Origin of the sequence: Streptomyces sp. NPDC047017, assembly GCF_040644175.1 — a bacterium.
Taxonomy (GTDB): Bacteria; Actinomycetota; Actinomycetes; order Streptomycetales; family Streptomycetaceae; genus Streptomyces.
Genome location: NZ_JBEYVW010000012.1, coordinates 222721 through 244488, shown reverse-complemented (window position 1 = coordinate 244488; position 21768 = coordinate 222721). Strand labels below are relative to the sequence as shown.

The following is a 21768-nucleotide window of genomic DNA, read 5'->3' as shown; positions in this document are numbered from 1 at the left end:
ATGCACGAGGAGTACACACCTGTCGATCCGCTCGGCAGGGGGGACGGTTCTCGTCCGGACGCTTCGATGGACGGACCCGACGAGTTCGGGGAGGCCCTGGCGGACATTCGCCGGCTGATCGACACGGCTGTCGACCGTTATCGCGTCATGTCATTGCGCAATCAACTGATAGAGCCCCTGGAACCGGGTTACGGGCCGTTGCGGGAGGCCATCGTCGGGGTGATCGCCGAGGCGGAGCGCTCCGTGGACGTGGTGATCGCGGCGGAGGCGGTACGGACCGAGCAGCTCTGCGCGGACCTCCAGTCACTGCTGCTGGCCATGGACAAGCACATCCAGGTGCGTGTCCTGTGCAACCAGGCCATGCTCGACCAGGGCCTCGGCCAGGTGCAGCAGGGCGAGGGCTCCCTGCTGGAGATCAGGGTGGCCAGGATGCCCTTCCTGGAGGCGGTCGTCGCGGACGGCCGGGTCGCGGTGATGCGCACCCAGCTGGGCGGGCGGGCCTCCCTGGTCCGGGCCAAGGTCGTCACCGACACGCTCCTGGCCCTGTTCGGCAGCGCGTGGCGCACCGCCGAGCCGCTCGGCTCCGGGATCGACCTGGGCCACTGGGAGCGCAGCACGTTCGCCGGGCGGATACTCAAACGGCTCTACGCCGGGGTCACCGACGAGGTGGCCGCACGGGAGTTACGCATCTCGGTGCGCACCTACCGGCGGTACGTGGCGGAGATCCTGGACGCGCTGGGCATCAAGTCGCGGTTCCAGGCGGGCGTCCTCGCGGCCGAGGCGGGCCTGCTCCCGAGCCCCCGGGACCCCGTCCGCAGCCCGGCCCCGTCTCAGCCCTGAGCCCGCCCGTCAGGGCACCCCCGGCCCCCGACGGCGCCCTTCGTCCCGACGGGCCGGTCCGGCGTCCCGGGCGACCGGGCCGGCCGGGACGCCGGACCGGCCGTCGGGGATGCGGTGGTGGTGTCGGGGCCGGGGCGCGTGGGGTGTGCGCGGTGCTCGACCCGCATGCGCAGGCCGCCCTCGGGGCGCAGGGTGACCATCGCCTCCTTGACCGGGGCGGGGCCGGGCAGGGTGTGCAGGCGTACCCGCTGGGCGAGCGTGGCCAGCACCACGTGGCTGTTGAGGAGGGCGTGGTGGTTGCCGATGCAGACGCGGTGGCCGGCCCCGAACGGGAGAAAGGCGTGCCGGGGCAGCCGGGCCTCGCGCTCGGGGCAGAAGCGGTCCGGGTCGAAGCGCTCGGGGTCGGGGAAGTAGTCCGGGCGCCGGTGCAGCACATAGGGGCTGAACACCACCGCCGCGCCGGCCGGGAGCCGGTGGCCGAGCACCTCGACTGCCTCGGTGGCCTGCCGGGTGAACATGTACACGGGCGGGTACAGGCGCAGCGTCTCCTTGAACACGCGCAGCGCGTACGGCAGCCGGGGCAGGTCGTCCGGGGTCGGCAGCCGGCCGCCGAGCACCTCGTCCACCTCGGCGGTCAGCCGCTCGTGGACCGCGGGGTGTTCGGCGAGCAGGTGGAGGCTCCAGGCGAGGCCCATCGCGGTGGTCTCGTGGCCCGGCATGAACATGTTGAGGGCCTCGTCCCGGATCTGCCGGTCGCTGATCGGGGTGCCGTCCTCGTACCGGGACTCCATCAGCAGGCCGAGCCAGTCGTCCGGTCTGCTCGTCGCCGCGCGCCGGTCGGCGAGGAGGGCGTAGAAGGTGTGCTCCAGGCGTCGGATCGCCCGCCGGTAGCGGAGGTTGGCCGGTGTGGGCCACTCGATGGTCAGCGGGATCAGCGCACTGGCCTGGGAGTCGAAGCCGCGGATGGCGTCGGTGAGGGCGTTGCCCAGCGCGTCGGCCTCGTCGAGGAGGTCGCGGCTGAACAGATGGTGGCCGACGACGCCGAGGACCAGCCGTACCATCTCGCGGCGCACGTCCACCACGTCGCCGTCGGCCCAGCGCCGCGACACGGTCCGGGCGACGCGCGCGGCGATGTCCGCCGAGGGCTTGACCGCCGCGTCGTGGAACCGGGGCTGGAGGATGCGGCGGTTGCGCTTGTGGTCCTCGTTGGTGGCCGTCAGGAGGCCGTCGCCGAGCAGCGGCCGGGCGAAGGAGCGGAAGCGGTCGGTCTTCTCGAAGAGCCGGCCGTTCCTGACGAGGATCTCGTGCACGAGTTCGGCCGAGTTGGCCAGGTACAGGTCCTGGCCCGCGATCCGGTACACGCCGAGGTCTCCGCAGGTCTCGAACGTGCGGGAGAAAAGGGCGAGCCGGTCTTTCCTGAACTCCCAGGTGTTCCCGACGACGGTACGCCCTTTCATCCTGGGCACCGTCGGGTCCGGCTGGGCGGGAGCGGCTCGGGACATGGTCACGCCTTCCGTCATCGGTCGGACTCAACGGAATTGAAGTGACCGGGAAAGCGGGTGGCAAGTGCCGGGCAGGTAACTGCCAGGCGGACAGCTTGTTGACACCTCGGGAAATCTCCGGCGGGCCCTGGCGATTTCGGCCCTAGGGTCTTTCTCCGGTAGTCATGGGCGCGCTGTGCCTTCTTCACCGGCGGCCCGATTCCGATCCAGCACCGGGGGGAACCCACCATGAATCCAGCACGGACCGACGGGACTTCGGGCACCCGCCTGGCAGAGCTGCACGACCTGCGGGGCGAGGTCCTGCGGGGGCCGGGCGAGCGGGCCACCGAGGCACAGCACGCCAAGGGCAAGCTGACCGCCCGGGAGCGCATCGACCTGCTGCTCGACGAGGGCTCCTTCCACGAGGTCGAGCCGCTGCGCCGGCACCGGGCCACCGGGTTCGGGCTGGAGCAGCGGCGGCCGCACACCGACGGCGTGGTCGTCGGGTGGGGCACCGTCCACGGCCGGCGGGTGTTCACCTACGCGCACGACTTCCGGATCTTCGGGGGCGCCCTCGGCGAGGCCCACGCGCAGAAGATCCACAAGATCATGGACATGGCCCTGGCGGCGGGCGCGCCGCTGGTGTCGCTCAACGACGGTGCGGGCGCCCGTATCCAGGAAGGGGTCACGGCGCTCGCCGGATACGGCGGCATCTTCCAGCGCAACACCCGCGCCTCGGGCGTGATACCGCAGATCAGCGTGATGCTCGGCCCGTGCGCGGGCGGCGCCGCCTACTCGCCCGCCCTGACGGACTTCGTGTTCATGGTCCGTGACACCTCCCAGATGTTCATCACCGGACCCGACGTGGTCAAGGCGGTGACCGGCGAGGAGATCACCCAGAACGGGCTCGGCGGCGCAGACGTGCACGCGGCGGTGTCGGGCGTCTCCCACTTCGTCCACGACGACGAGGAGACCTGCCTGGAGGAGGTCCGCTACCTGCTGTCGCTGCTGCCGTCGAACAACCGCGAGCTGCCGCCGGGCGCGCCCTGCGACGATCCGCCGGACCGGCGCTGCGAGATGCTGCGGGATCTGGTGCCGGCCGACGGCAACCGCCCGTACGACATGGGCCGGGTGATCGGGGAGATCGTCGACGACGGCGAGTTCCTGGAGGTCCACGAGCGCTGGGCCACCAACGTGATCTGCGCGCTCGCCCGCGTCGACGGCCAGGTGACCGGCATCGTCGCCAACCAGCCGCAGTCCCTGGCCGGGGTCCTCGACATCCACGCGTCCGAGAAGGCCGCCCGCTTCGTGCAGCTCTGCGACGCCTTCAGTATCCCGCTGGTCACCCTGCTCGACGTGCCGGGCTTCCTGCCGGGGGTCGGCCAGGAGCACGGCGGGATCATCCGGCACGGCGCCAAGCTGCTGTACGCCTACTGCAACGCCACCGTGCCGCGCGTCCAGCTGATCCTGCGCAAGGCGTACGGCGGCGCGTACATCGTCATGGACTCCCGTTCCGTCGGCGCCGACCTCTCCTACGCCTGGCCGACCAACGAGATCGCGGTGATGGGCGCCGAGGGCGCGGCGAACGTCGTCTTCCGCCGTGAGATCGCCGCCGCGGACGACCCCGGGGCCGTGCGCGAGCAGAAGATCAAGGAGTACCGGAGCGAGCTGATGCACCCCTACTACGCGGCCGAACGCGGCCTGGTCGACGACGTCATCGACCCGGCCGAGACCCGCGAGGTGCTCGCCGCCGCGCTCGCCGTGCTCCGCACCAAGCACGCCGACCTCCCCGCGCGCAAGCACGGCAACCCGCCGATGTGACCCGACGGCTGTGCCCCGGTGGCCGTCCGGGAGGGCCATCAGCAAATTGCCAGTCGCCCTCCCCCGGCCGGGAAACGCCCGGTGAATGGCAGCTAGTTGCAGGACGGCTTGTACGGACGTTCGGGTGCCGAATAGCGTGATCAACAGCGCGGGAGATTCCGCGGATTCCTTCTCCGTCAACTCTGTCGAATCAGCGAATTCGTTGATTCGGGGAAAGTGAGGCCTGCCGTGGCAGCCACCATTGCCGAGCGCCAGGAGACCATCAAGGAGATCGTCTGCGACATCCTGGAGATCGACCCGGACGAGGTGACGCCGACCAGCCGCTTCAAGGAGGAGCACGACGCGGACTCGCTGCGTGCGATCGAGATCCTGGCCTCGCTGGAAAAGGAGTTCGGCACGGTGATCAACCAGTCCGAACTTCCCCGGATGGTCCATCTCGAAGGTGTCTACGAAGTGGTCTCCGAGGCCGCCGGCTGGAAGAACTGACGCGCGACGCCGCGTCCGCGGACGAGTGACCTGAAGCGCGGCCGGGTGCCGCCAGATCTCGGGGTGGATATGTCTGATATACCGGCGAACAGGGTGGTCATCACCGGGCTCGGTGCGGTGTCCAGCATCGGTCAGGGAGCGGACGAGTTCCTGGCCGGGCTGCGCTCGGGTCGCAGCGCCGCGAAACCGATCACCGCGTTCGACACCACGGGGTTCGAGCATGCCAACGGCTGCGAGATCACCGACTTCGAACCGGCCGACCTGATCAGCAACTTCGACGCGGAGGAGCTGGGCCGGGCCAGCCAGTTCTCGGTGGCGGCGTCCAGGATGGCGGTCGCCGACGCCGCCCTGGAGGAGGCCGACCTGCGGGCCCGCCGCTGCCTGATCTCGATCGGCACCACCGACGGCGAGTCGCGCGACCTGGACCAGCTGGTCCAGACGGAGGTCGAGGCCGGCCCCGAGCGGATGGACCGCACGGTCGCCGCCCGCATCCCCGCGGGCCGGCTGTCCGCGGCCGTGGCCCGGGAGTTCCGGCTCACGCGGGTCGAGGCGGTGACCCTGCCCACCGCGTGCGCGGCGGGCAACTACGCCATCGGCTACGGGTACGACGCCATCCGGTCCGGCGAGGTCGAGTTCGCTCTCTGCGGCGGCGCCGACGCGCTGTGCCGCAAGACGTTCACGGGCTTCTACCGGCTCGGCACCATCGCACCGGAGCGGTGCCAGCCCTTCGACGTCGACCGCAAGGGCATCCTCACCGGCGAGGGCGCCGGCGTGCTGCTCCTGGAGAGCCTGGAGTCGGCCCTCGCCCGCGGCGCGCACATCTACGCCGAGGTCCTCGGCTACGGGCTCAACTGCGACGCGTACCATCCGGTCGCCCCGAACCAGGACAGCGTCGCGCGGTGCATGCGGCGCGCGCTCGACGGCGCGGGTGTGAAACCCGCCGAGGTGGACTTCATCTCCGCGCACGGCACCGGCACCAAGGCCAACGACGTCACCGAGGCGGGCGCCATCCGCCAGGTGTTCGGCGAGCGGCCGCCCCGGACCGTCTCCATCAAGTCGATGATCGGGCACAGCATGGGGGCGGCCAGCGCCCTCGCCTCCGTCGCGTGCGCGCTGGCGATCAAGGAGGGATTCATTCCCCCGACCATCAACCACGTCACGACGGACCCCGAGTGCGACGTCGACTGCGTGCCCAACGAGGCCGTCGACGCCGACCTGCGGGTCGTGCAGAACAACGGGCTCGCGTTCGGCGGCAACAACTGCGTCGTGATCTACGGCAAGTACGAGACGAGCGAGGCGGCGCCGCGGTGACGGAACAGAACCCGGTGGCACCGGGCACACCGCCCTGCGACGTGATCGGTCTCGGCGCCGTCAACAGCGTGGGCGACGGCGTCGGCGACGTCTTCGACGCGCTGTGCGCGGGCCGCGACGGCCGCGCACGGCTGCGCGGCTTCGACCGCGACCGGTTCCGGGCGCAGCACGCCTACGAGATCGACGACCGGCCCGCCGACGGCTTCGACGCCCCGGGCCGGGCCACCCGCTGGCTGGTCCGGGCGGTCGAGGAGGCCGCCCGCGACGCAGGGCTCGGCACCGATCTCGCCGCGGTGCCGGTCCTGGTCGGCACCGGTCTGCGGGAGCTGCGGTCGGCGGAGCTGGGCTGGCGCGACAAGGCCGCCTTCGACGTGGCGGACCTGCATTTCGGGCCGGCGCTTCGGGAGCACTTCGGCGCGGTGCGCACGTACACGGTCTCCAACGCCTGCTCCGCCTCGCTGTACGCCCTGGCGATGGGCTGCGACCTGCTGGCGGCCGGGGAGGCGGAGCACGTGGTCGTCGCGGGCGTCGACACGCTCACCGAGAGCATGTACGGCCTGCTCGACCGGGTGCACATGGAACCCCCGGACCGGGTCCGGCCGTTCGACCAGGACCGCCGGGGCGTCCTGATGGGCGACGGCGCCGCGGCGATCGTGCTCCGCCGCGCCAGGGACGCCGGTGACTCCGAGGACGCCGGTGACTCGGGACGGGCCCAGGCTCCCCTGGTCCACGGGCGGGTCCGTTCGGTGTACGTCAACTGCGACGCCTACCACGTCACCGCGCCCGACCCCGGCGGAGTCGCCGCGGCGGTCCGCGGCGCGCACCGGCAGGGTGGTGTCACGCCCGCGGACATCGATCTGGTGCTGCTGCACGGCACCGGGACCCTGCTCAACGACGAGGCCGAGGCGGTCGCGATCGGCGAGGTCTTCGGGCCGCACACCGCCGGTCCGCTGATGACCGCGGTCAAGTCCATGACCGGGCACACCTCGGGCGGTTCGGGCCTGCTCGGCCTGATCGTCGCCCTGCGCGCCCTGGCGTCGGGACGGGTGCCGCCGACCGTGGGGCTGCGCAAGCCGATCGACGAGGCGGCGGATTTCCGCTTCGTCCAGGACACCGAGACCGCGGCCGAGTTGAGGATCGCCCAGGTGAACGCGTTCGGATTCGGCGGCGTCAACGCGGTCGCCGTGGTGGAGAGGGCGGGGCGGTGAACCCGGCGGCGATCGTGGTGACCGGTGTCGGAACGGCACTGCCCGGTGTGGCGGCGCCCGCGGACCTGCTGCGCACGGCGCCCACCGGCGGGGAACCGCCGGTGGACCCCGCGGCCCTGCTCGGCAAGCGCGGCCTGCGCTACAAGGACCGTGCCTCGCAGCTCGCCCTGTGCGCCGCCCGGGACGGGCTGCGCTCGGCCGGCCTGCTGTCCGGGGACGGACCGGCGCTCACCGTGCCGGGCGAGTCGGTGGCGGTGGTGGCCAGCTCCAACCTGGGCAACCTGGACACCGTCTGCTCGGTGGCGGACGGCATCGGGGAACTCGGCGTCGACGGCATCAGCCCGATGGGACTGCCGAACGCGTCCAGCAACGTGATCGCCTCGTCCGTGGCCATCCGGTACGGGCTGCGCGGGCCGAACCTGATGGTCTGCAACGGCGCGCCGTCCGGCCTGGACGCCGTCTTCTGGGGCGCGGCCACCGTCGCCGCCCGCCGGGCCGACCGGGTCCTGGTGATCGGCGTCGAGACCGACAACCGCTACGTCCGCGGCCTGCTGGGCGAGGCGGAGGGCCGGCTCCTGGACGGCGCGGTGTCGCTGGTCCTGGAGCGGTCCGACGCCGCCGCCGAACGCGGGGCCGGCACCCTGGCCGTCCTCGGCCGGTCCACCCGGCAGACGGGGGTGGACGCGTGCGTGGACCGGCTCGTCGCCGAGGACGGCGCCGCACCCGGCGTCTGGTTCGTCCCCGAGGGCCACGGCGAGCCGGACACGCGCCCGCCGCGTCCGGACCACCGGATTCCGGGCGACGGGAGCGGGCGGATACCCGCCGACGTGCCGCGCGTCGACCTCAGCGCCGTTTTCGGCCGCGCCTCCGGCGCCCTGGGCGTGCTCCAGTGCGCGGCGGCCGTCGGCTGGTTCGCCGCGGCCCGGACAGGCCCGCGCCGGGCCGCCCTGGTGACCACGGGCACCGACCGGGACGACGCGGTCGCCTCGTACGTGCTCACCCCGCCGGGGCCGGCCGCGTGAGCGCCCGGACCGCGCCCGTGGCGGTCACCCTGCGCCGGCCGGGCCGCGGGGACGCCCCGCTGCGGGTGCTGTTCCTGCACGGCCTGGCCGGCGGGGCGGGCGTCTGGGACGACTACCTCGCCCGGGCCGCCGACCACGGCCACGAGCTGTGGACGGCCGAGCTGCCGTGGCGCTCGGAGGAGGTCCCGGACTGGGCCGTGCGCTCACCGGCGCACTGGACGGCCCAGGCCCTGGGCGGCGTACCGGGCGGACCCGACGTGGTCGTGGCGCACTCCTTCGGGGCCGGGGCACTCCTCGCGCTGCTCGACGGGCAGGGCGTGGACCCGGGCGCGCGGGCACCGGACGAGGTGGACGCGTTCACCTGGCACCGCCTGCGGGGTGTCGTCCTCGTGTCGCCGTTCTACCGGGCCCGGCCCGAGCAGTTCGACTGGGAGACGATCTCCTACTACGTCAACGACTTCGACCGGATCCTGGCGGACGGGCTGCGCGTGCGGTCCGGCGGCCGGATCACCGGCGAACTCCGCCAGGACATGGCGCTGAAGGTGCGCGAGCAGGTCGGGCCGTACGGCTGGACGAGCTTCTTCGACACCTATCTGCGCACCCCGTACCTGCGGACCGAGCGCCTGGCCGGGCCCTTCCTGGTGATCGGCGGCGAGGCGGACTTCGCCGCGCACCCCGCCGACGCCGAGGCGCTGGGCGCGGCGCTGCCCGACGCGAGCGTGAAGGTGCTCGGCGACTGCGGCCACTTCGCGATGACCGAGCAGGCCGGCGTGTTCGCCGAACTGACCGACAGCTTTCTTGATTCCGCCGCGTCCCGGCCCCGGCCGGGCGCGACCGACGAACGTGCGAGGGAGAACGACCGATGACCGTGACCGCCGAGGCCGTCAAGGCACTCGTCCAGACCGAGAGCACCGTGCGGCTGCGACCGCGCTACGAGGGCTCCAACATCAACACCTGGATCGGGTTCAAGCACGTCAACTATCTGGTCGAGGAAGCGGTCCTGGAGCACTTCCGGGCCGCCGGCCTGGGCTCCCGGTTCCTGTTCGAGCAGCACGGCCTGGGCCTGGACCTGGCCGACCTCGACACCCGCATCCTGCACGCCTTCCACCAGGACGACGAGGCGCGGGCGGTGGTGGTCCCGAGGACCAAGGACGACGACGGGCACCTGAGCTTCGCCGTCACGCTCTTCGTCGAGCGGGACGGCAAGGAGCTGAAGGCCGTCACCTCCAAGGTGAAGGTGGCGCTGCGCGTCGACAGCTATCTCGCGGCGGCCGAGGTGCCGGCGGAGCTGTCCCGCTTCGCCACCACCGGGATCGGCGGGTTCGCGGAGTTCGGCGAGCACCACGGCGCCGAGGTGACCGAGGCGGCCACCACCGCGCTGTCCGCCGGGCGGGGCACGACCGGGGACGACCCCGTCCTCGCCCGCCTCCTCGCCGGACGGAACGCCTTCGGCTGGAAGTGGCGGATCCCCTACCCGTACTGCCACTTCAACGAGCGTTTCGCCATGTCGGGTTACCTCCGCCAGGTGGAGGAGGTGGTGGACCTCTTCCTCGCCGACCGGGGCGTGTCCATCAAGACGCTGCTCGACGACCGCAAGTGGATCCCGGTGGTGCCGCACTCGCGTGTGCAGTTCCTCGGCGAGGCGCTGATGGAGGAGGACCTCTACACCGTGTTCACGGTCGAGGAGGTCTTCAAGGACCTGACCTACACCGCCCGTACGGACTTCTACGTGGTCCGCGACGGCCGCCTGGTGCAGACCGCCACCGGCCGGATCACCCACGGCTACGCCGTGTTCGGCGACCGCACCGACTGGAGCCTGGTCGGCTTCGACGACCGCGTGGTGCGGGCGTTCAGCGGCCACCCCGCCGCCTGACGGCGCCCCGCCCGAACCCGTATCCCTGAGAGGGACCCGATGAACGACGTGCTGATCACCGGACTGGGCGTGCTCTCCCACCTGGGCAGCGGTCTCGACGCCTTCTGGGCGGGCCTGACCGCGGCGCGGAGCGCCCCTTCGCGGGTCCCCGACCCGGACGCGCGGATGGACCTGCCGCTGATGTACGCGGTGCCGGAGGCCGACCTGCCCCCGGTGCCCGGCGACCTCGGCGGGCTGCCGCCGGGCGGTGGCTCCAGGCTCGCGATCGAGGCCGCCCGGCAGGCGGTGAACGACGCCGGCCTCGGCGGGGTGGCCCCGGACCGGATCGCGGTCGTGATCGGCACCGGGATGGGCGACTCGGGGCTGCACGAGCGGTGGCGGACGACGGGCCGGCCCGAGGGCGGTCACTGGGCGCCGGTGTTCTCGGTGGCCTCCGCGGTCGGCGCCTGGCTCGGCGCCGAGGGCGCCAACGTGAGCGTCAGCAACGCCTGCGCGGCCAGCGGGTTCGGGCTGTCCCTGGCCGTCGACCTGATCCGCACCGGCGAGGCGGACGTGGTCGTCGCGGGCGGCGCCGAGGCGTACTCCCGGGTGGCCCTGGCCTGCTTCAACCGGCTCGGGGCGATCGACCCGGAGCGGTGCCGCCCCTTCGACCTGCACCGCAGGGGCACCCTCTTCGGCGAGGGAGCCGGGGTCATGGTCCTGGAGTCCGCCGCCCACGCCCGGGCCCGCCACGCGCCCCGGGCCTACGCCAGGGTGGCCGGGGCGGGCTGGAGCTGCGACGCCCACCACGCGACGGCGCCGGAGCCCACCGGGACACAGATCGCCCGGGCGATGCGCGAGGCCCTGGCCGAGGCGGGGGCCTCCCCCGACGAGATCGGCTGCGTCGTGCCGCACGGCACCGGCACCGAACTGAACGACACCGTGGAGAGCCGGGTCCTCGGCGAGGTGCTCGGCGCCGGACCGGACCGGGTGCCGCTGTACAGCCTGAAGGCGCTGCTCGGCCACACCGGCGGAGCCGCCGCCTCGCTCGCCACGGTGGCCGCGGCCCAGATCCTCTACCGCGGCGCCGTGCCGCCGAACGCCGCGCTCGGCGAGCAGGACCCGGAGTGCAAGGTCTGGCTGCCGACCCGGTCGGTGCCACCGAGCGGAAAGTACGCGCTGGTCAACGCCTACGCCTTCGGCGGCAACAACGTGTCCCTCGTTCTGCGGGAGGCCGGGATATGACCACCGCGCGGCAGTCGGCGCACACCGGACAGGACCTGATCGTCTCGGGGCTCGGAGTGGTGACCCCCTGGGCGGACACCCCGGACAAGGCCGCGCGGGACGGCCGGCCGGCCGTCCCCGAGGGCTGGTTCGACCACCGCGAGCGGCTCGGCCGGCGCGGCTACAAGTACCTGCCGTCCGCCACCCAGTACTTCCTGGCCGCGACCAAGCAGGCCCTCACCGACGCCGGGGAGCCCCAGGGGGGCGCCGGGTCGGGCGTGCTCGGCGCCGAGGAGCGGCGCGGGGCGGCGGTGGGCACCAACAGCGCAGCCGCGGCCCTGCACGAGGAGATGGACCGCACGGTGGTGGCCGAGGGCGCGGGCGCGCTCAGCCCGGCCACGGCCCCGTACTTCTCGATCAACCTGTTCGGCAGCAGGCTCGCCACCGAGCACGCGCTCAAGGGGTTCAACCTCACCCTCACCTCGCCGCGTGTGGCCGGTCTCGAAGCCCTGGAGTCCGGGGCCCGGTCGGTGCGCCTCGGCCGGGCCTCCTGGCTGCTGGCCGGCGCCACCGAGGAGGCCCTGCCGGACGCCCACGCCGGCGCCGGACTGTCCGAGCGCGGTGCCGTGGCCCTGGTCCTGGAACCCACCGACGTGGTCCAGGCACGCGGGGAGCGGGGCTACGGGCACTGCGCGGTACGCAGCTGCTTCCTCCCGCCCCGGACCGCCGCCGCCCCTGAGGGCCCGGACCGGGCGCGGACCCGGATCGACGCGGCACTGGCCGCCCTGGGCGCGGGACCGGTGCCGGAACAGCGGGTGATCGCGGTGCTCGACGACTCACCGGTCGCCGCCGCGGTCGCCGCCGCGGTGGGCCCGGGAGCCCGCCTGGTCACCGCCGGGGCGGGTGCTCTCGAACCGCTCCTCCAGGTCGCCGGGGCGCTCGCCGCGCTGTCCGGTCCCGTCACGGTCGTCACCGCGGCCCGCGAGGGCAACCTCGCCGTCGCCCTGCTCACCCCGCCGGACCGCCCCGGCGCCCGCCGCGGCCGGGCCGCCCGAAGGAAAGAGAACGAGGAAGGACAGCGATGACGACGTCACTCGAAGGCACCTGGAACCTGATCCTGGGCGCCTCCAGCGGAATCGGGCTGGCCAACGCCAAGGCACTGGCGGCGGAGGGCGCCCACATCCTGGGCGTGCACTTCGACACGGCCGAGGGGCAGGAGAAGACCCGGGCCACCGTCGAGGAGCTGCGCTCGATGGGTGTGGAGGCGCACTTCCACAACGCCAACGCCGCCAGCCCCCGGTCCCGCGCCGAACTGGTACCGCTCTTCGCGGAGCTGACCGCGGGCCGCCCGCTGCGGGTCCTGCTGCACTCGCTGGCCTTCGGCAGCCTGCTCCCCTATCTGCCGGCCGACGGCGGACCGGCCCTCACCCAGCGCCAGATGGACATGACGCTCAACGTGATGGCGCACTCCCTCGTCTACTGGACGCAGGACCTGCACCGCGCCGGACTCCTCGGCGAGGGCTCCAAGATCTACGCGATGACCAGCGCCGGGGACCAGAAGGTCACCGCCAACTACGGGGCCGTCTCCGCCGCCAAGTGCGCCCTGGAGTCGCATGTGCGCCAGCTCGCCCTGGAACTGGCCCCGAGCGGGGTGGCGGTCAACGCGCTGCGCGCCGGCGTGACCCTCACCCCCTCCCTGGAGCGGATCCCCGAGCACTCCTCCCTCGTCGAACTCGCGTCCCGCAACAACCCGCACGGGCGCCTGACCCGGGCCGAGGACGTCGCCGACGCACTGGTCACCCTGTCACGCAGCACCTCCTCGTGGCTCACCGGGAACGTCATCGGCGTCGACGGCGGAGAGGCGCTGACCACCTGATGCGTGCCGTCCTCTCCGCCCTCAGAGCCGCGGCCACGGCCGTGCCCCTGGCGGCCCGGCACGCGCACGAGCTGTACCACCCGCCGCCCGCGAAGCCCGGCCGCACCCCGCGGCACAAGGGGCTGCCCCTGCGGGAACTGAGCCTCACCACGAGCCGGGACGGTATCGCGCTGCACGGCTGGGTGGTGCCCGGCGCCGGACCGCACACGGTGGTGGTCTGCCACGGCATGGGCCGCACCATGTCGAGCACGCTCGGGCACATCGAGCTGCTGCACCGGGCGGGCTGGCACGTGGTCGCCTACGACCTGCGCAACCACGGCGACAGCGGGCGGGACCGGTGCTACGGCAGCATGGCCGAGCGCTACACCAGCGACCTGGCGGACGTCCTGCGGTGGGTGGCCGCGGACCTGGAACTCGGCGCCGGGCGGATCGCGCTGTACGGGTTCTCGTTCTCCACCTGGGTGGCCCTCAGCGTCCTCACCCGGCTCGACCGGCCGCCGGTGGCGCTGGTCTGCGACAGCGGGCCGATGGCCGACATCGGGTCGGGGCTGCGCCACTTCGCCGGGCTGCGCAGGGCGACGCTGCCCGAGGCGCTGCGCGGCGGCGCGGGCCACGCCGTCTACCGGTTCTGCTTCAGCGCGCTGTGCCGGCACATGCTCGCCGTACGGAACTGGCCGCCGGACCTGTCCCGGACCGGCACGCGGCTGATGTTCGTCGCGGGAGGCCAGGACCCGGTCGTCCCCGAAGCGCGGATCGCGCCGGTCGCGGACCACTACCCGGACGCCGAGCGCTGGACCGCGCCCAACGCCCTGCACATGAACGCCCTGCGGTTCGACCGCGAGGAGTACCAGGACCGCGTACTCACCTTTCTGACCGGGGCGTTCGCCCACTCGACCGCACGGCGAAGCGAGGCTGCCACGGATGGATGAGTACCTGCTGATCGAGTCCCAGGGCCCGTGGGGCGGCCCCGGGGCCGAGCGGTTCGTCGACGACGCGGGCCGGCTGCGCGCGGCCGGGCACGACGTCGCGCTCCTCCTGATCGAGAACGGCGTGACGGCCGCGCTCGCCGGGCAGGGGGACACGGGCGCGCCGGCCCGCTCTCTGCGCGGCCTCCTCGACCGCGGCGGGCACGTCTGGGTGGACGCCTTCTCACTGGCCCACCGTGCCCTGGTGCCGGAGCAACTGCTGCCCGGCGTACGCACGGTGGAGATGGACGAGGTGGCCGCCCGGCTGCTCGCGCCCGGCGTGCGGGGAGTGTGGCACTGACATGGCCAAGCAACTGCCCCGTGCCGACGTGCTGCTCGCCCTCATGGGTACTCCGCACATCAGCGACATGGTCACCAGCGCCCTCCGGCTCGCCCAGGCGCTCCTGGAGCAGGGCGCGACCGTGCACGTCTGGACGTGCGGGCACGCCACCGGACTGACCAAGCGGTCCCTCGGCGAGACCAAGCCGCGCAACATCATCAACTGGTCCCAGGACTACCCGTCGAGCGCGGCCCTCGCCAAGGACCTCCTCGACACCTTCCCCGACCACCTGGCCTGGTACTCCTGCCGCTTCTGCACCCAGGAGCGCGGCTCCGAACCGCACATCCCGCAGATCCGGGTCCGCCCGCCGTTCAAGTTCGACGAGCATCTGGAAGCCGCCGACAAGACCCTGTTCCTGGGGGTGTTCTGACGATGAGCGGAACCGCACGGCGCCTCCTGATCATCGAGCGCGCCTACCGCGGCTGTCTGGAGACCCAGTTCGCCGACGTGCTGTACCTGGCCCTGGAGCTGAACCGGCAGCAGGGCGGATGCGACATCCTGCTGCGCGGACTCGCGGTCACCTGCGCGGCCGCCGACTCCCGGCCCGTCCCGGCCGTCGTCGTGGGCCGGCACCGGCTCGACACCCTGCCCGACCCCAGGGACTCCGTGCGGACCCTGCTCGGCAACGGGGCGACGGTCTGGGCCGAGGAGGCGGACCTGGCCCTGTTCGAGACGGGCCCCGGGTGGCTGCAGCCCGCGGTGCGCCGGGCCGGCCCCGCCGATCCGCTCCCGGACTGGTCCGCCTACCGCGGCGTCCACTTCCTGTGACCGCGGGCGGCGCCCGCCCCGAACCCCGCCCACCGAACCCGACGTGAGTGAAGGAATACCGACTCATGACCACCTCCACCGCCGTGCGCGGCCCCCTCATCTCCGCCTGGTCGGTCGTCTCCCCGTTCGGCCTGGACGCCGCCGACTTCACCGCCGGGCTCGACGCGGGACGGGCGGCCGCCGAGGCCCTCGGCGACGACTGGCGGGTGCCGGTCAAGAGCGCCTGCCTGGTGCCGGGATTCAGCAACCGCGAGGTCCTCGGCCGCAAGGGCACCCGCTCCATGGACCGGGTGACCGGCCTGGCGGTGGCCGCGGTCGGCCGGCTGCTCGGGGACGCCGCGGGCGAACGCATCCCGGGGGTGGCCGAGGACGCCGCCCTGGTCCTCGGCACCAACACCGGCAGCGCGCAGAGCATCATGGACTTCACCCGGGACTCGCTGGTCCAGGAGAAGCCCTTCTTCGTCGACCCGGCGCGCTTCCCCAACACGGTGATGAACTGCGCGGCCGGCCAGTCCGCGATCCGGCACCGGCTGCGGGGCCCCAACACGACCGTCGCCGGTGGCCGCGCCAGCGGCCTGCTCGCGCTCAACTACGCGCTGCGCCTGAAGAAGTCCGGCCATGCCGACACCGTGCTGTTCGGCGCGGTCGAGGAGTTCTCCCCGGCGCGGGCCTGGCTGGAGTGGCACACCTGGGACAGCGAGGAGCGGGCGGCGCAGACCGTCCTCGGGGAGGGCGCCGCCGTCCTGCTGCTGGAGTCGGGCGAGGCCGCGGCGGCCCACGGACGCGACGGCCTCGCCGAGGTGCTGGGCCTGGAGTTCGGCGTGTACCACGATCCGGGCTCCGGGCCGGAGGTGCTCGCCGCGTGCGTACGGCAACTCCTGGATCGGACCGGCGTCCGGCCCGAGGAGGTGCGCCACCACGCCGACTCGCACCCGGGCGCGCAGCGCGCGGAGGCGGAACGGGCGGCCCTGGCCGAGGTGTTCGGCGCGGACGGGCCGCGGCGCCTGCCGTGCGCCGAGCTGATCGGCGACACCAACGCGGCGGCCGCCGCGTTCCAGATCGCCGCGGTGCTCGCGGTCGCCGAAGGCCGCCGGGACGTCCGGGGACAGGTCGCCCTGATCACGTCCGTGGACCGCGACGGCGTGGTCGGCTGCGCCCTGCTCCGCCTGTGCTGACCGGCGTACGGACGAGGAAGGCGAACGCGATGGACGAGACCGGGGCGCAGGACGCCGCGATGACCACCGACGCCGACGCGACCGCGCTGCTCTTCCCGGGGCAGGGCACCCAGCGGCGGGGCATGGGCGAGCCGTGGCGGGACACCGATGCCTGGTCGCTGGTGCCCGAGCTGTCCGAGGCGACCGGCACCGACGTCGAGGAGCTGCTGCTGAAGGCCGGCGACGAGACGCTGCGCCGCACCGACCTGGCGCAGATCAGCGTCTTCGCGGTCTCCCTCATGGCCTACGAGGAGGCCCTACGGCTCGGCGTGGCCGGCCGGGACGCCGTGTGCGCCGGACACAGCCTGGGCGAGTACACCGCCCTGGTCGCCGCGGGCGCGCTGGCCTACCGCGACGCCGCCCGCCTCGTCGCCGCCCGGGGACGCGCGATGCGCGGTGCGGCGGCCGAACGGCGGGGCGGCATGGCGGTCCTGCTCGGCGCCGAGGAGGAGGCCGTCGTACGGGCCACCGAGACGGCCCGGGCGGCGGGCGACAGGGTGTGGGTCGCCAATCTCAACTGTCCCGGCCAGGTGGTGGTCTCCGGCACCGAGGCGGGTCTCGACCACGCGGCCCGGCTGGTCGCGGCCCCCGGAGTGAAGCGGATCGCCATCCGGGTGGGCGGGGCCTTCCACAGCCCGCTGATGGCCCCGGCCGCCGACCGGCTCGAACGGGCGCTGGCCGACGTGGAGTTCAGCACCGTCCGGGGCGGCGTCGTGGCGAACGTGGACGCCGCGGTCCACCGCGCGGCCGCCGACTGGCCGGGGCTCCTCGTCCGGCAACTGGTGAGCCCGGTCCGGTGGGAACACGGCGTACGGACACTGCTCGGCCCGCTGCGCCGCAGGCGCCTGGTCGAGATCGGCCCCGGCAGGACCCTGGCCGGACTGGCCCGCCGGATCAGCAAGGACACGGAGGTGGTCGCCTTCGACGCGCCGGACGCCGCGCGCACCGCGCGCCACTGACCACCGCATCGCACGCCCATCAGCCATCCGGCACCCCCAACCACCCGATGACACAAGCAGTCACACGACAGGAGAACGACATGTCCGACACCGCCGCCCCCGCACTCGACAAGGAAGACCTGCGCCGCACGGTCGCCGACGTCCTCGACGTCGACGAGAGCGAGCTGACCGACCAGGCGCAGTTCGTCGACGAACTCGGCGTCGACTCCCTGATGGCCCTGGAGGTCATGGTGGTCCTGGAGAAGAAGTACGCGGTCAAGCTCGGCGAGTCCGAACTCAAGGAGGTCACCTGCCTGCAGAGGGCCTACGACCTGCTGGCCGGCAAGCTGCGGGACGCCTGATGCCGGCAGCACTGGCGACCCCCGTCCAGAACCTGCCCGAGGCGGTGCCGGCCGGGAACGGCCCGGTGACCGCCCGGGTGGCGGTCGGCGCCCAGGAGCGGGTCTTCCCCGGCCACTACCCGGGCTTCCCGATCTTCCCCGGTGTCTGCGTGGTGGAGCACGTGCACCTGAGCGCGCTGGCCGCGCCGCCCGAGCCCGGCCTGCGGCTGAGCCTGGCGGCCATCGAGTCGACGCGCTTCCTCAGCCCGGTCTTCCCCGGCGACGAGCTGGAGGTCGAGCTGGCCTGGGAGCGCAGGGACGGGCAGTGGCGCTGCAAGGGCGTCGCCCGTACCGCCCGGGGCCGGGCCGCCGCGGTCCGGCTGCGTTTTTCCGAACGGAGCGGCCGGTGATCGGCATCAGCGGGATCAAGCGGGTCCTGCCGCACCGCTACCCCATGCTGCTCGTCGACCGCGTCGACGAACTCGTCCCCGGCGAGCGTCTCGTCGCGGTCAAGGCCGTCACCGTCAATGAGCCCTGGTACCAGGACCTGGCGGCCGGAGCCGACGACGAGCAGCACGCCTACCCGTCCGTGCTGCTCGTCGAGTCCTGGTGCCAGGCCGCCGGTGTGCTCGCCGCCTGGGACCAGCCCAACCCGGACGTGCTCGCCGGACAGGTGATGCTCTTCGGCTCCATCGCGGACGTGGTGTTCCGGCGGCCGGTGCTCCCCGGCGACGTGCTCGAACACCGGGTCCGCCTGGTCCGGGCGCTCAGCGACACGGTGATCTTCGAGGGCGAGGCCCTGGTGGCCGGCGAGCCGGTGCTGGAGGTCGGCCGGGTGGTCATGGCCCTGCGCCCGGCCGGGGAACTCACCGGCGCCGCACCCGGGGTGGCCGCCGCCCGTGCGACCACGTGACTACGTAAGGACACAGCAGATGTCAGCGACAACAGGCAGGGTGGCACTGGTCACCGGGGGTTCCAGGGGCATCGGCCGCGCCACGGTGCTGCGCCTCGCGCGGGACGGACACGACGTGGCCTTCTGCTACCGGGCCCGGCCGGACGCCGCGCGGGAGCTGGAGAAGGAGGTGTCGCAGATCGGCGTGCGCGTGCACGCCTGCCAGGCCGACGTGGCCTCGGCGGACTCGGTGCGCGATCTCGTCGCCACGGTGGAGGACCGGCTCGGCGGTATCGACATCGTGGTGACCTCGGCCGGCATCGTCCGTGACCAGCCCCTGCTGCTCATGAGCGACGACGACTGGCACCAGGTGCTGGACACCAACCTGGACGGCACCTACCACGTGTGCCGTTCGGTGATCTTCGAGATGATGAAGCGCAAGTCCGGCTGCATCGTGAACATCTCCTCCATCGCCGGTGTGCACGGCAACCCGACGCAGAGCAACTACTCGGCGTCCAAGGCCGGCATCATCGGCTTCACCAAGGCCCTGGCCAAGGAGGTCGGCCAGTACGGGATCCGCGCCAATGTGGTCGCCCCGGGATTCATCGAGACCGACATGACGGCGGCGCTCCCCGACAAGCTGAGGGAGGCGGCCGTGAAGAACGTGCCGCTGCGCCGGCTCGGCCGGCCGGAGGAGGTCGCGGATCTGGTCTCGTTCCTGGTCGGCGCGGAGTACGTCACCGGGTCCGTGTTCCAGGTGGACGGAGGGCTCGTTGTCTGAGGTGCGCGGACCGGGGCGGCGCGGACGGGCCGCCGCGCCGCCCCGGTTCTACTTCTCGCTGCGCAGCCCGTACTCCTGGCTCGCCTACCGCGACCTGCTCGACCGGCATCCCGGCCTCGCCGACCGGATCGAGTGGCGTCCGTTCTTCGAACCGGACGAACACAGCGCGAAGGCCCTGTCCGAGGCAGGCGGCGGCTTCAGCTATGTGGCCATGTCACGGGCGAAGCACCTGTACATCCTTCAGGACGTACGCCGCCTCACGCGCGAGCGGGGCCTGGAGATGACCTGGCCGGTGGACCGCGACCCCGTCTGGGAAGTGCCGCATCTGGCCTTCCTGGCGGCGCTCGACGAGGGCCGGGGCAGGGAGTTCGTCGACGCCGCCTACCGGGCCCGCTGGCAGCAGGGCCGGAACATCTGCGACCGTGCCGTCGTGGGCGGCCTGGCCCGTGAACTGGGTCTGGACGCCGAGCGCCTGGCCGGGGCGCCGGACGACCCGGGCCTCAGAGCCAGGGGCGTCCAGGCGCTGCTCGCGCTGGACCGGGACGGTGTCTTCGGGGTGCCGTTCTTCGTCGACGGCTACGACAAGTACTGGGGCACCGACCGGCTGGACGCCTTCGCTGCGGCGGTGGCGGACCGGGCGCGCCGGGCGGGTACCCCGGAACCGCCGGCCGGGAAGCCCGCCCGCGCGGGGGACACCCCGCCCCCGGGAGGTGACGGCGGACATGCCGGGGGCTGTGGATGACTCCCGTGCGCCGGACGGCGGACAGGCATAATGAGGCCCGGCGGCGGCAAGGCCGTGAGGGGAGAGGACGTCACATGGACCGCACTCCGCCCGACTCCGTACCGGACGGTCCCGTACCGGAGCCCTCCGTCCTGACCAGGGCGCTCGCCACGCTGGCCCTTCCGGTGGCGCCCTTGTACGCCACCGTCCTGTCGTATCTCGTCTACCACCCGCCGCGGCGCCCGCACCACCGCACTCCCGAAGAGTTCGGGCTGCCCAGCGAGGAGCTGGCGGTACCGCTGGACGGCGGGCCCGCCGGCCGGGGACGGAGCCTGCACGTCTGGCTCTGCCCCGGCCGTCGGGACCGGGTGGTCGTGATCGGACACGGCATCGGCCTGAGCAAGTCGGCGAGCCTGGCCCAGGCGCGGTTCCTGCACGAAGCCGGGTACACGGTGGCGCTCTTCGACCACCGCAACCACGGCCGGAGCGCCACGGACCGCGCTTTCTGGGGGCTCAGCGCCCGGCACACCGACGACGTGGCGGCGGTGGTCGGGCACCTGCGCCGGGCGGCCGGGTACGCCGGGGCGAAGGTCGCGGTGTTCGGGTTCTCGTTCTCCACCTTCCCGTCGCTGTATCTGCTGCGGCGGGCGGAGTGCGGGGTGGACGCGATCGTCTGCGACAGCGGCCCGGCGCTCGATCTGCCCCCGCTGTTCCGCAACTTCGTCCTGGTGAAGGGCGTCCCGGTACCGGCCCTGCTGCGGACCGAGCCGTCCCTCGGGCTGCTGAGCCGCGTCTTCGGAGCGGTCGGCACGGCGATGCTGCGGGCCCAGTGGCCGCCACCGGCCGACGGCGCGTATCTGCGCACCCCCGTGCTGATGCTGGCCGGTGACAGCGACAGCGTCATCCCCCTGGACGGGGTGCGGGCCCTCGCCGGGCGCTATCCCCGGGCGGAGGTGCGGGTGCTGCCGGGCACCGGGCACCTCCAGGGCATGAAGACCGCGCCCGAGGAGTACCGCGCCGCCGTCCTGGCCTTCCTGGAACGGGCACTGGGGTGACGGCGCGGTGATCGAGCCGAGGATCTGGGGCGTCCGCCCCGACGAGCGGGCCGTCGGCTACCCCTGCGACGGCCTGCTGCCGGGGCCGGCGCAGGAGTGGTTCCGGGCCGTGTCCGTACGCGCGGACCGCGGCACCGTCTTCCGCTGGCTGTGCCAGCTGAAGGTCGCCCCCTACAGCTACGACGGCCTCGACAACTTCGGCCGGCGCAGCCCCAGGACGCTGACCCCCGGCGCGGAGGTGCTGGAGCGCGGCCAGCGCGTCATGACGATCTTCGCGCTGACGGACTTCGAGCCGGACCGCCATCTCACGATGGTCCTGGACCGGCCGTGGGCCCGCCGGGCCTTCGGGGACTTCGCGATCAGCTACACGGTGCGCGACGACGGCCCGGGCGTCACCCGCCTGGTGGTCAAGATGCGGGTGGGGCGGCGCGGCGGCCCGTTCGGCTCGCTGCACGGCCGGGCGATGGCCTGGGGCGATCTGCTGATGATGCGGCGGCAGCTGAACACCCTGCGCCGCCTCGCGGAGCGAGCTGGCAGGTAACTGCCAGGCTCCCGGGCCCCATTGACCCCCGCTCGGCGGCCCCGGAACGATTGACCGCACGCGGCGACGACCGCGGCGGGCCGCGCACGGG

At 73.3% G+C, this 21768-nt stretch carries 25 protein-coding genes; 24 read left to right on the top strand and 1 reads right to left on the bottom strand.

All coding sequences use genetic code 11. The annotated features are described in order from the left end of the window. Positions 1–66 precede the first annotated feature (66 nt). Positions 67–840: a transcriptional regulator gene (locus tag ABZ858_RS21490; protein ID WP_361380743.1), complete on the top strand. Its 774-nt coding sequence runs from the start codon at positions 67–69 to the stop codon at positions 838–840. On the opposite strand, the gene ABZ858_RS21485 is transcribed toward ABZ858_RS21490, so the two are convergent. After that, entirely contained in the window at positions 831–2297 is a 1467-nt protein-coding gene (locus tag ABZ858_RS21485; RefSeq protein WP_361380740.1) for a cytochrome P450, read from the bottom strand. The two genes, ABZ858_RS21490 and ABZ858_RS21485, sit on opposite strands and share 10 nt — an antisense overlap. Positions 2298–2570: 273 nt before the next feature. Between ABZ858_RS21485 and ABZ858_RS21480 the strand changes: the two genes are divergently transcribed. The 23 genes from ABZ858_RS21480 (at position 2571) to ABZ858_RS21370 (ending at position 21677) form a co-directional block, all read left to right on the top strand. After that, on the top strand, positions 2571–4142 hold the full coding sequence (locus ABZ858_RS21480; RefSeq protein ID WP_361380737.1) for an acyl-CoA carboxylase subunit beta: 1572 nt from the start codon (positions 2571–2573) through the stop codon (positions 4140–4142). 228 nt (positions 4143–4370) lie between these two features. Continuing rightward, a complete protein-coding gene (locus ABZ858_RS21475) occupies positions 4371–4628 on the top strand; it encodes an acyl carrier protein (RefSeq protein WP_361380734.1) in 258 nt (85 codons plus the stop codon). A gap of 69 nt (positions 4629–4697) precedes the next feature. Further along, a complete protein-coding gene (locus ABZ858_RS21470; RefSeq protein ID WP_361380731.1) occupies positions 4698–5939 on the top strand; it encodes a beta-ketoacyl-[acyl-carrier-protein] synthase family protein in 1242 nt (413 codons plus the stop codon). Continuing rightward, complete coding sequence (locus ABZ858_RS21465) at positions 5936–7147, top strand: beta-ketoacyl synthase N-terminal-like domain-containing protein (RefSeq protein ID WP_361380728.1); 1212 nt, start codon at positions 5936–5938, stop codon at positions 7145–7147. The genes ABZ858_RS21470 and ABZ858_RS21465 overlap by 4 nt, the downstream gene beginning before the upstream one ends. Continuing rightward, complete coding sequence (locus tag ABZ858_RS21460) at positions 7144–8169, top strand: beta-ketoacyl synthase N-terminal-like domain-containing protein (protein WP_361380726.1); 1026 nt, start codon at positions 7144–7146, stop codon at positions 8167–8169. Before ABZ858_RS21465 ends, ABZ858_RS21460 begins: the two co-directional genes overlap by 4 nt. Further along, entirely contained in the window at positions 8166–9035 is an 870-nt protein-coding gene (locus tag ABZ858_RS21455; RefSeq protein ID WP_361380723.1) for an alpha/beta fold hydrolase, read from the top strand. The genes ABZ858_RS21460 and ABZ858_RS21455 overlap by 4 nt, the downstream gene beginning before the upstream one ends. Continuing rightward, entirely contained in the window at positions 9032–10042 is a 1011-nt protein-coding gene (locus ABZ858_RS21450) for a thioesterase family protein (protein ID WP_361380720.1), read from the top strand. Before ABZ858_RS21455 ends, ABZ858_RS21450 begins: the two co-directional genes overlap by 4 nt. A 39-nt stretch (positions 10043–10081) precedes the next feature. Then, positions 10082–11266 carry a beta-ketoacyl-[acyl-carrier-protein] synthase family protein gene (locus ABZ858_RS21445; protein WP_361380717.1) on the top strand — a complete coding sequence of 395 codons (1185 nt, stop codon included), beginning with the start codon at positions 10082–10084 and terminating at the stop codon, positions 11264–11266. Then, a complete protein-coding gene (locus tag ABZ858_RS21440) occupies positions 11263–12330 on the top strand; it encodes a beta-ketoacyl synthase N-terminal-like domain-containing protein (RefSeq protein ID WP_361380714.1) in 1068 nt (355 codons plus the stop codon). Before ABZ858_RS21445 ends, ABZ858_RS21440 begins: the two co-directional genes overlap by 4 nt. Next, complete coding sequence (locus tag ABZ858_RS21435; RefSeq protein WP_361380710.1) at positions 12327–13121, top strand: SDR family oxidoreductase; 795 nt, start codon at positions 12327–12329, stop codon at positions 13119–13121. The genes ABZ858_RS21440 and ABZ858_RS21435 overlap by 4 nt, the downstream gene beginning before the upstream one ends. Then, a complete protein-coding gene (locus tag ABZ858_RS21430) occupies positions 13121–14050 on the top strand; it encodes an alpha/beta fold hydrolase (protein ID WP_361380707.1) in 930 nt (309 codons plus the stop codon). The genes ABZ858_RS21435 and ABZ858_RS21430 overlap by 1 nt, the downstream gene beginning before the upstream one ends. Next, positions 14043–14387, top strand: coding sequence for a DsrE family protein (locus ABZ858_RS21425; protein WP_361380703.1), 345 nt, complete (start codon positions 14043–14045; stop codon positions 14385–14387). Before ABZ858_RS21430 ends, ABZ858_RS21425 begins: the two co-directional genes overlap by 8 nt. A gap of 1 nt (position 14388) precedes the next feature. Next, positions 14389–14796 (top strand): hypothetical protein, encoded by a 408-nt coding sequence (locus ABZ858_RS21420; protein ID WP_361380700.1) that lies wholly within the window; start codon positions 14389–14391, stop codon positions 14794–14796. Positions 14797–14798: 2 nt separating this feature from the next. Next, the gene (locus ABZ858_RS21415) at positions 14799–15194 is read left to right on the top strand and encodes a hypothetical protein (RefSeq protein WP_361380698.1); all 396 of its coding nucleotides are present in this window, start codon (positions 14799–14801) and stop codon (positions 15192–15194) included. A gap of 65 nt (positions 15195–15259) precedes the next feature. Further along, positions 15260–16369: a beta-ketoacyl synthase N-terminal-like domain-containing protein gene (locus ABZ858_RS21410; protein WP_361380695.1), complete on the top strand. Its 1110-nt coding sequence runs from the start codon at positions 15260–15262 to the stop codon at positions 16367–16369. A gap of 29 nt (positions 16370–16398) precedes the next feature. Then, positions 16399–17367 (top strand): ACP S-malonyltransferase, encoded by a 969-nt coding sequence (locus ABZ858_RS21405; protein ID WP_361380692.1) that lies wholly within the window; start codon positions 16399–16401, stop codon positions 17365–17367. Between the two features lie 80 nt (positions 17368–17447). After that, entirely contained in the window at positions 17448–17708 is a 261-nt protein-coding gene (locus ABZ858_RS21400; RefSeq protein WP_361380689.1) for an acyl carrier protein, read from the top strand. Beyond that, positions 17708–18097, top strand: a complete 390-nt coding sequence (locus ABZ858_RS21395) for a hypothetical protein (protein WP_361380686.1) — start codon at positions 17708–17710, stop codon at positions 18095–18097. The genes ABZ858_RS21400 and ABZ858_RS21395 overlap by 1 nt, the downstream gene beginning before the upstream one ends. Next, positions 18094–18600, top strand: a complete 507-nt coding sequence (locus tag ABZ858_RS21390) for a beta-hydroxyacyl-ACP dehydratase (protein WP_361380683.1) — start codon at positions 18094–18096, stop codon at positions 18598–18600. Before ABZ858_RS21395 ends, ABZ858_RS21390 begins: the two co-directional genes overlap by 4 nt. 19 nt (positions 18601–18619) lie before the next feature. After that, positions 18620–19360: a 3-oxoacyl-[acyl-carrier-protein] reductase gene (gene fabG / locus ABZ858_RS21385; RefSeq protein WP_361380680.1), complete on the top strand. Its 741-nt coding sequence runs from the start codon at positions 18620–18622 to the stop codon at positions 19358–19360. After that, positions 19353–20102, top strand: coding sequence for a DsbA family protein (locus ABZ858_RS21380; RefSeq protein ID WP_361380677.1), 750 nt, complete (start codon positions 19353–19355; stop codon positions 20100–20102). Before fabG ends, ABZ858_RS21380 begins: the two co-directional genes overlap by 8 nt. 74 nt (positions 20103–20176) lie before the next feature. Then, entirely contained in the window at positions 20177–21136 is a 960-nt protein-coding gene (locus tag ABZ858_RS21375; RefSeq protein WP_361380674.1) for an alpha/beta fold hydrolase, read from the top strand. A gap of 7 nt (positions 21137–21143) precedes the next feature. Next, on the top strand, positions 21144–21677 hold the full coding sequence (locus ABZ858_RS21370; RefSeq protein ID WP_361380671.1) for a hypothetical protein: 534 nt from the start codon (positions 21144–21146) through the stop codon (positions 21675–21677). The last annotated feature ends 91 nt before the right edge of the window (positions 21678–21768 follow it).

Coding starts and splice junctions, on each gene's coding strand:
- ABZ858_RS21490 (WP_361380743.1), top strand. CDS start 67: ATGGACGGACCCGACGAGTTCGGGGAGGCCCTGGCGGACATTCGCCGG.
- ABZ858_RS21485 (WP_361380740.1), bottom strand. CDS start 2,297: ATGAAAGGGCGTACCGTCGTCGGGAACACCTGGGAGTTCAGGAAAGAC.
- ABZ858_RS21480 (WP_361380737.1), top strand. CDS start 2,571: ATGAATCCAGCACGGACCGACGGGACTTCGGGCACCCGCCTGGCAGAG.
- ABZ858_RS21470 (WP_361380731.1), top strand. CDS start 4,698: ATGTCTGATATACCGGCGAACAGGGTGGTCATCACCGGGCTCGGTGCG.
- ABZ858_RS21450 (WP_361380720.1), top strand. CDS start 9,032: ATGACCGTGACCGCCGAGGCCGTCAAGGCACTCGTCCAGACCGAGAGC.
- ABZ858_RS21445 (WP_361380717.1), top strand. CDS start 10,082: ATGAACGACGTGCTGATCACCGGACTGGGCGTGCTCTCCCACCTGGGC.
- ABZ858_RS21440 (WP_361380714.1), top strand. CDS start 11,263: ATGACCACCGCGCGGCAGTCGGCGCACACCGGACAGGACCTGATCGTC.
- ABZ858_RS21435 (WP_361380710.1), top strand. CDS start 12,327: ATGACGACGTCACTCGAAGGCACCTGGAACCTGATCCTGGGCGCCTCC.
- ABZ858_RS21430 (WP_361380707.1), top strand. CDS start 13,121: ATGCGTGCCGTCCTCTCCGCCCTCAGAGCCGCGGCCACGGCCGTGCCC.
- ABZ858_RS21425 (WP_361380703.1), top strand. CDS start 14,043: ATGGATGAGTACCTGCTGATCGAGTCCCAGGGCCCGTGGGGCGGCCCC.
- ABZ858_RS21420 (WP_361380700.1), top strand. CDS start 14,389: ATGGCCAAGCAACTGCCCCGTGCCGACGTGCTGCTCGCCCTCATGGGT.
- ABZ858_RS21415 (WP_361380698.1), top strand. CDS start 14,799: ATGAGCGGAACCGCACGGCGCCTCCTGATCATCGAGCGCGCCTACCGC.
- ABZ858_RS21410 (WP_361380695.1), top strand. CDS start 15,260: ATGACCACCTCCACCGCCGTGCGCGGCCCCCTCATCTCCGCCTGGTCG.
- ABZ858_RS21405 (WP_361380692.1), top strand. CDS start 16,399: ATGGACGAGACCGGGGCGCAGGACGCCGCGATGACCACCGACGCCGAC.
- ABZ858_RS21400 (WP_361380689.1), top strand. CDS start 17,448: ATGTCCGACACCGCCGCCCCCGCACTCGACAAGGAAGACCTGCGCCGC.
- ABZ858_RS21395 (WP_361380686.1), top strand. CDS start 17,708: ATGCCGGCAGCACTGGCGACCCCCGTCCAGAACCTGCCCGAGGCGGTG.
- fabG (WP_361380680.1), top strand. CDS start 18,620: ATGTCAGCGACAACAGGCAGGGTGGCACTGGTCACCGGGGGTTCCAGG.
- ABZ858_RS21375 (WP_361380674.1), top strand. CDS start 20,177: ATGGACCGCACTCCGCCCGACTCCGTACCGGACGGTCCCGTACCGGAG.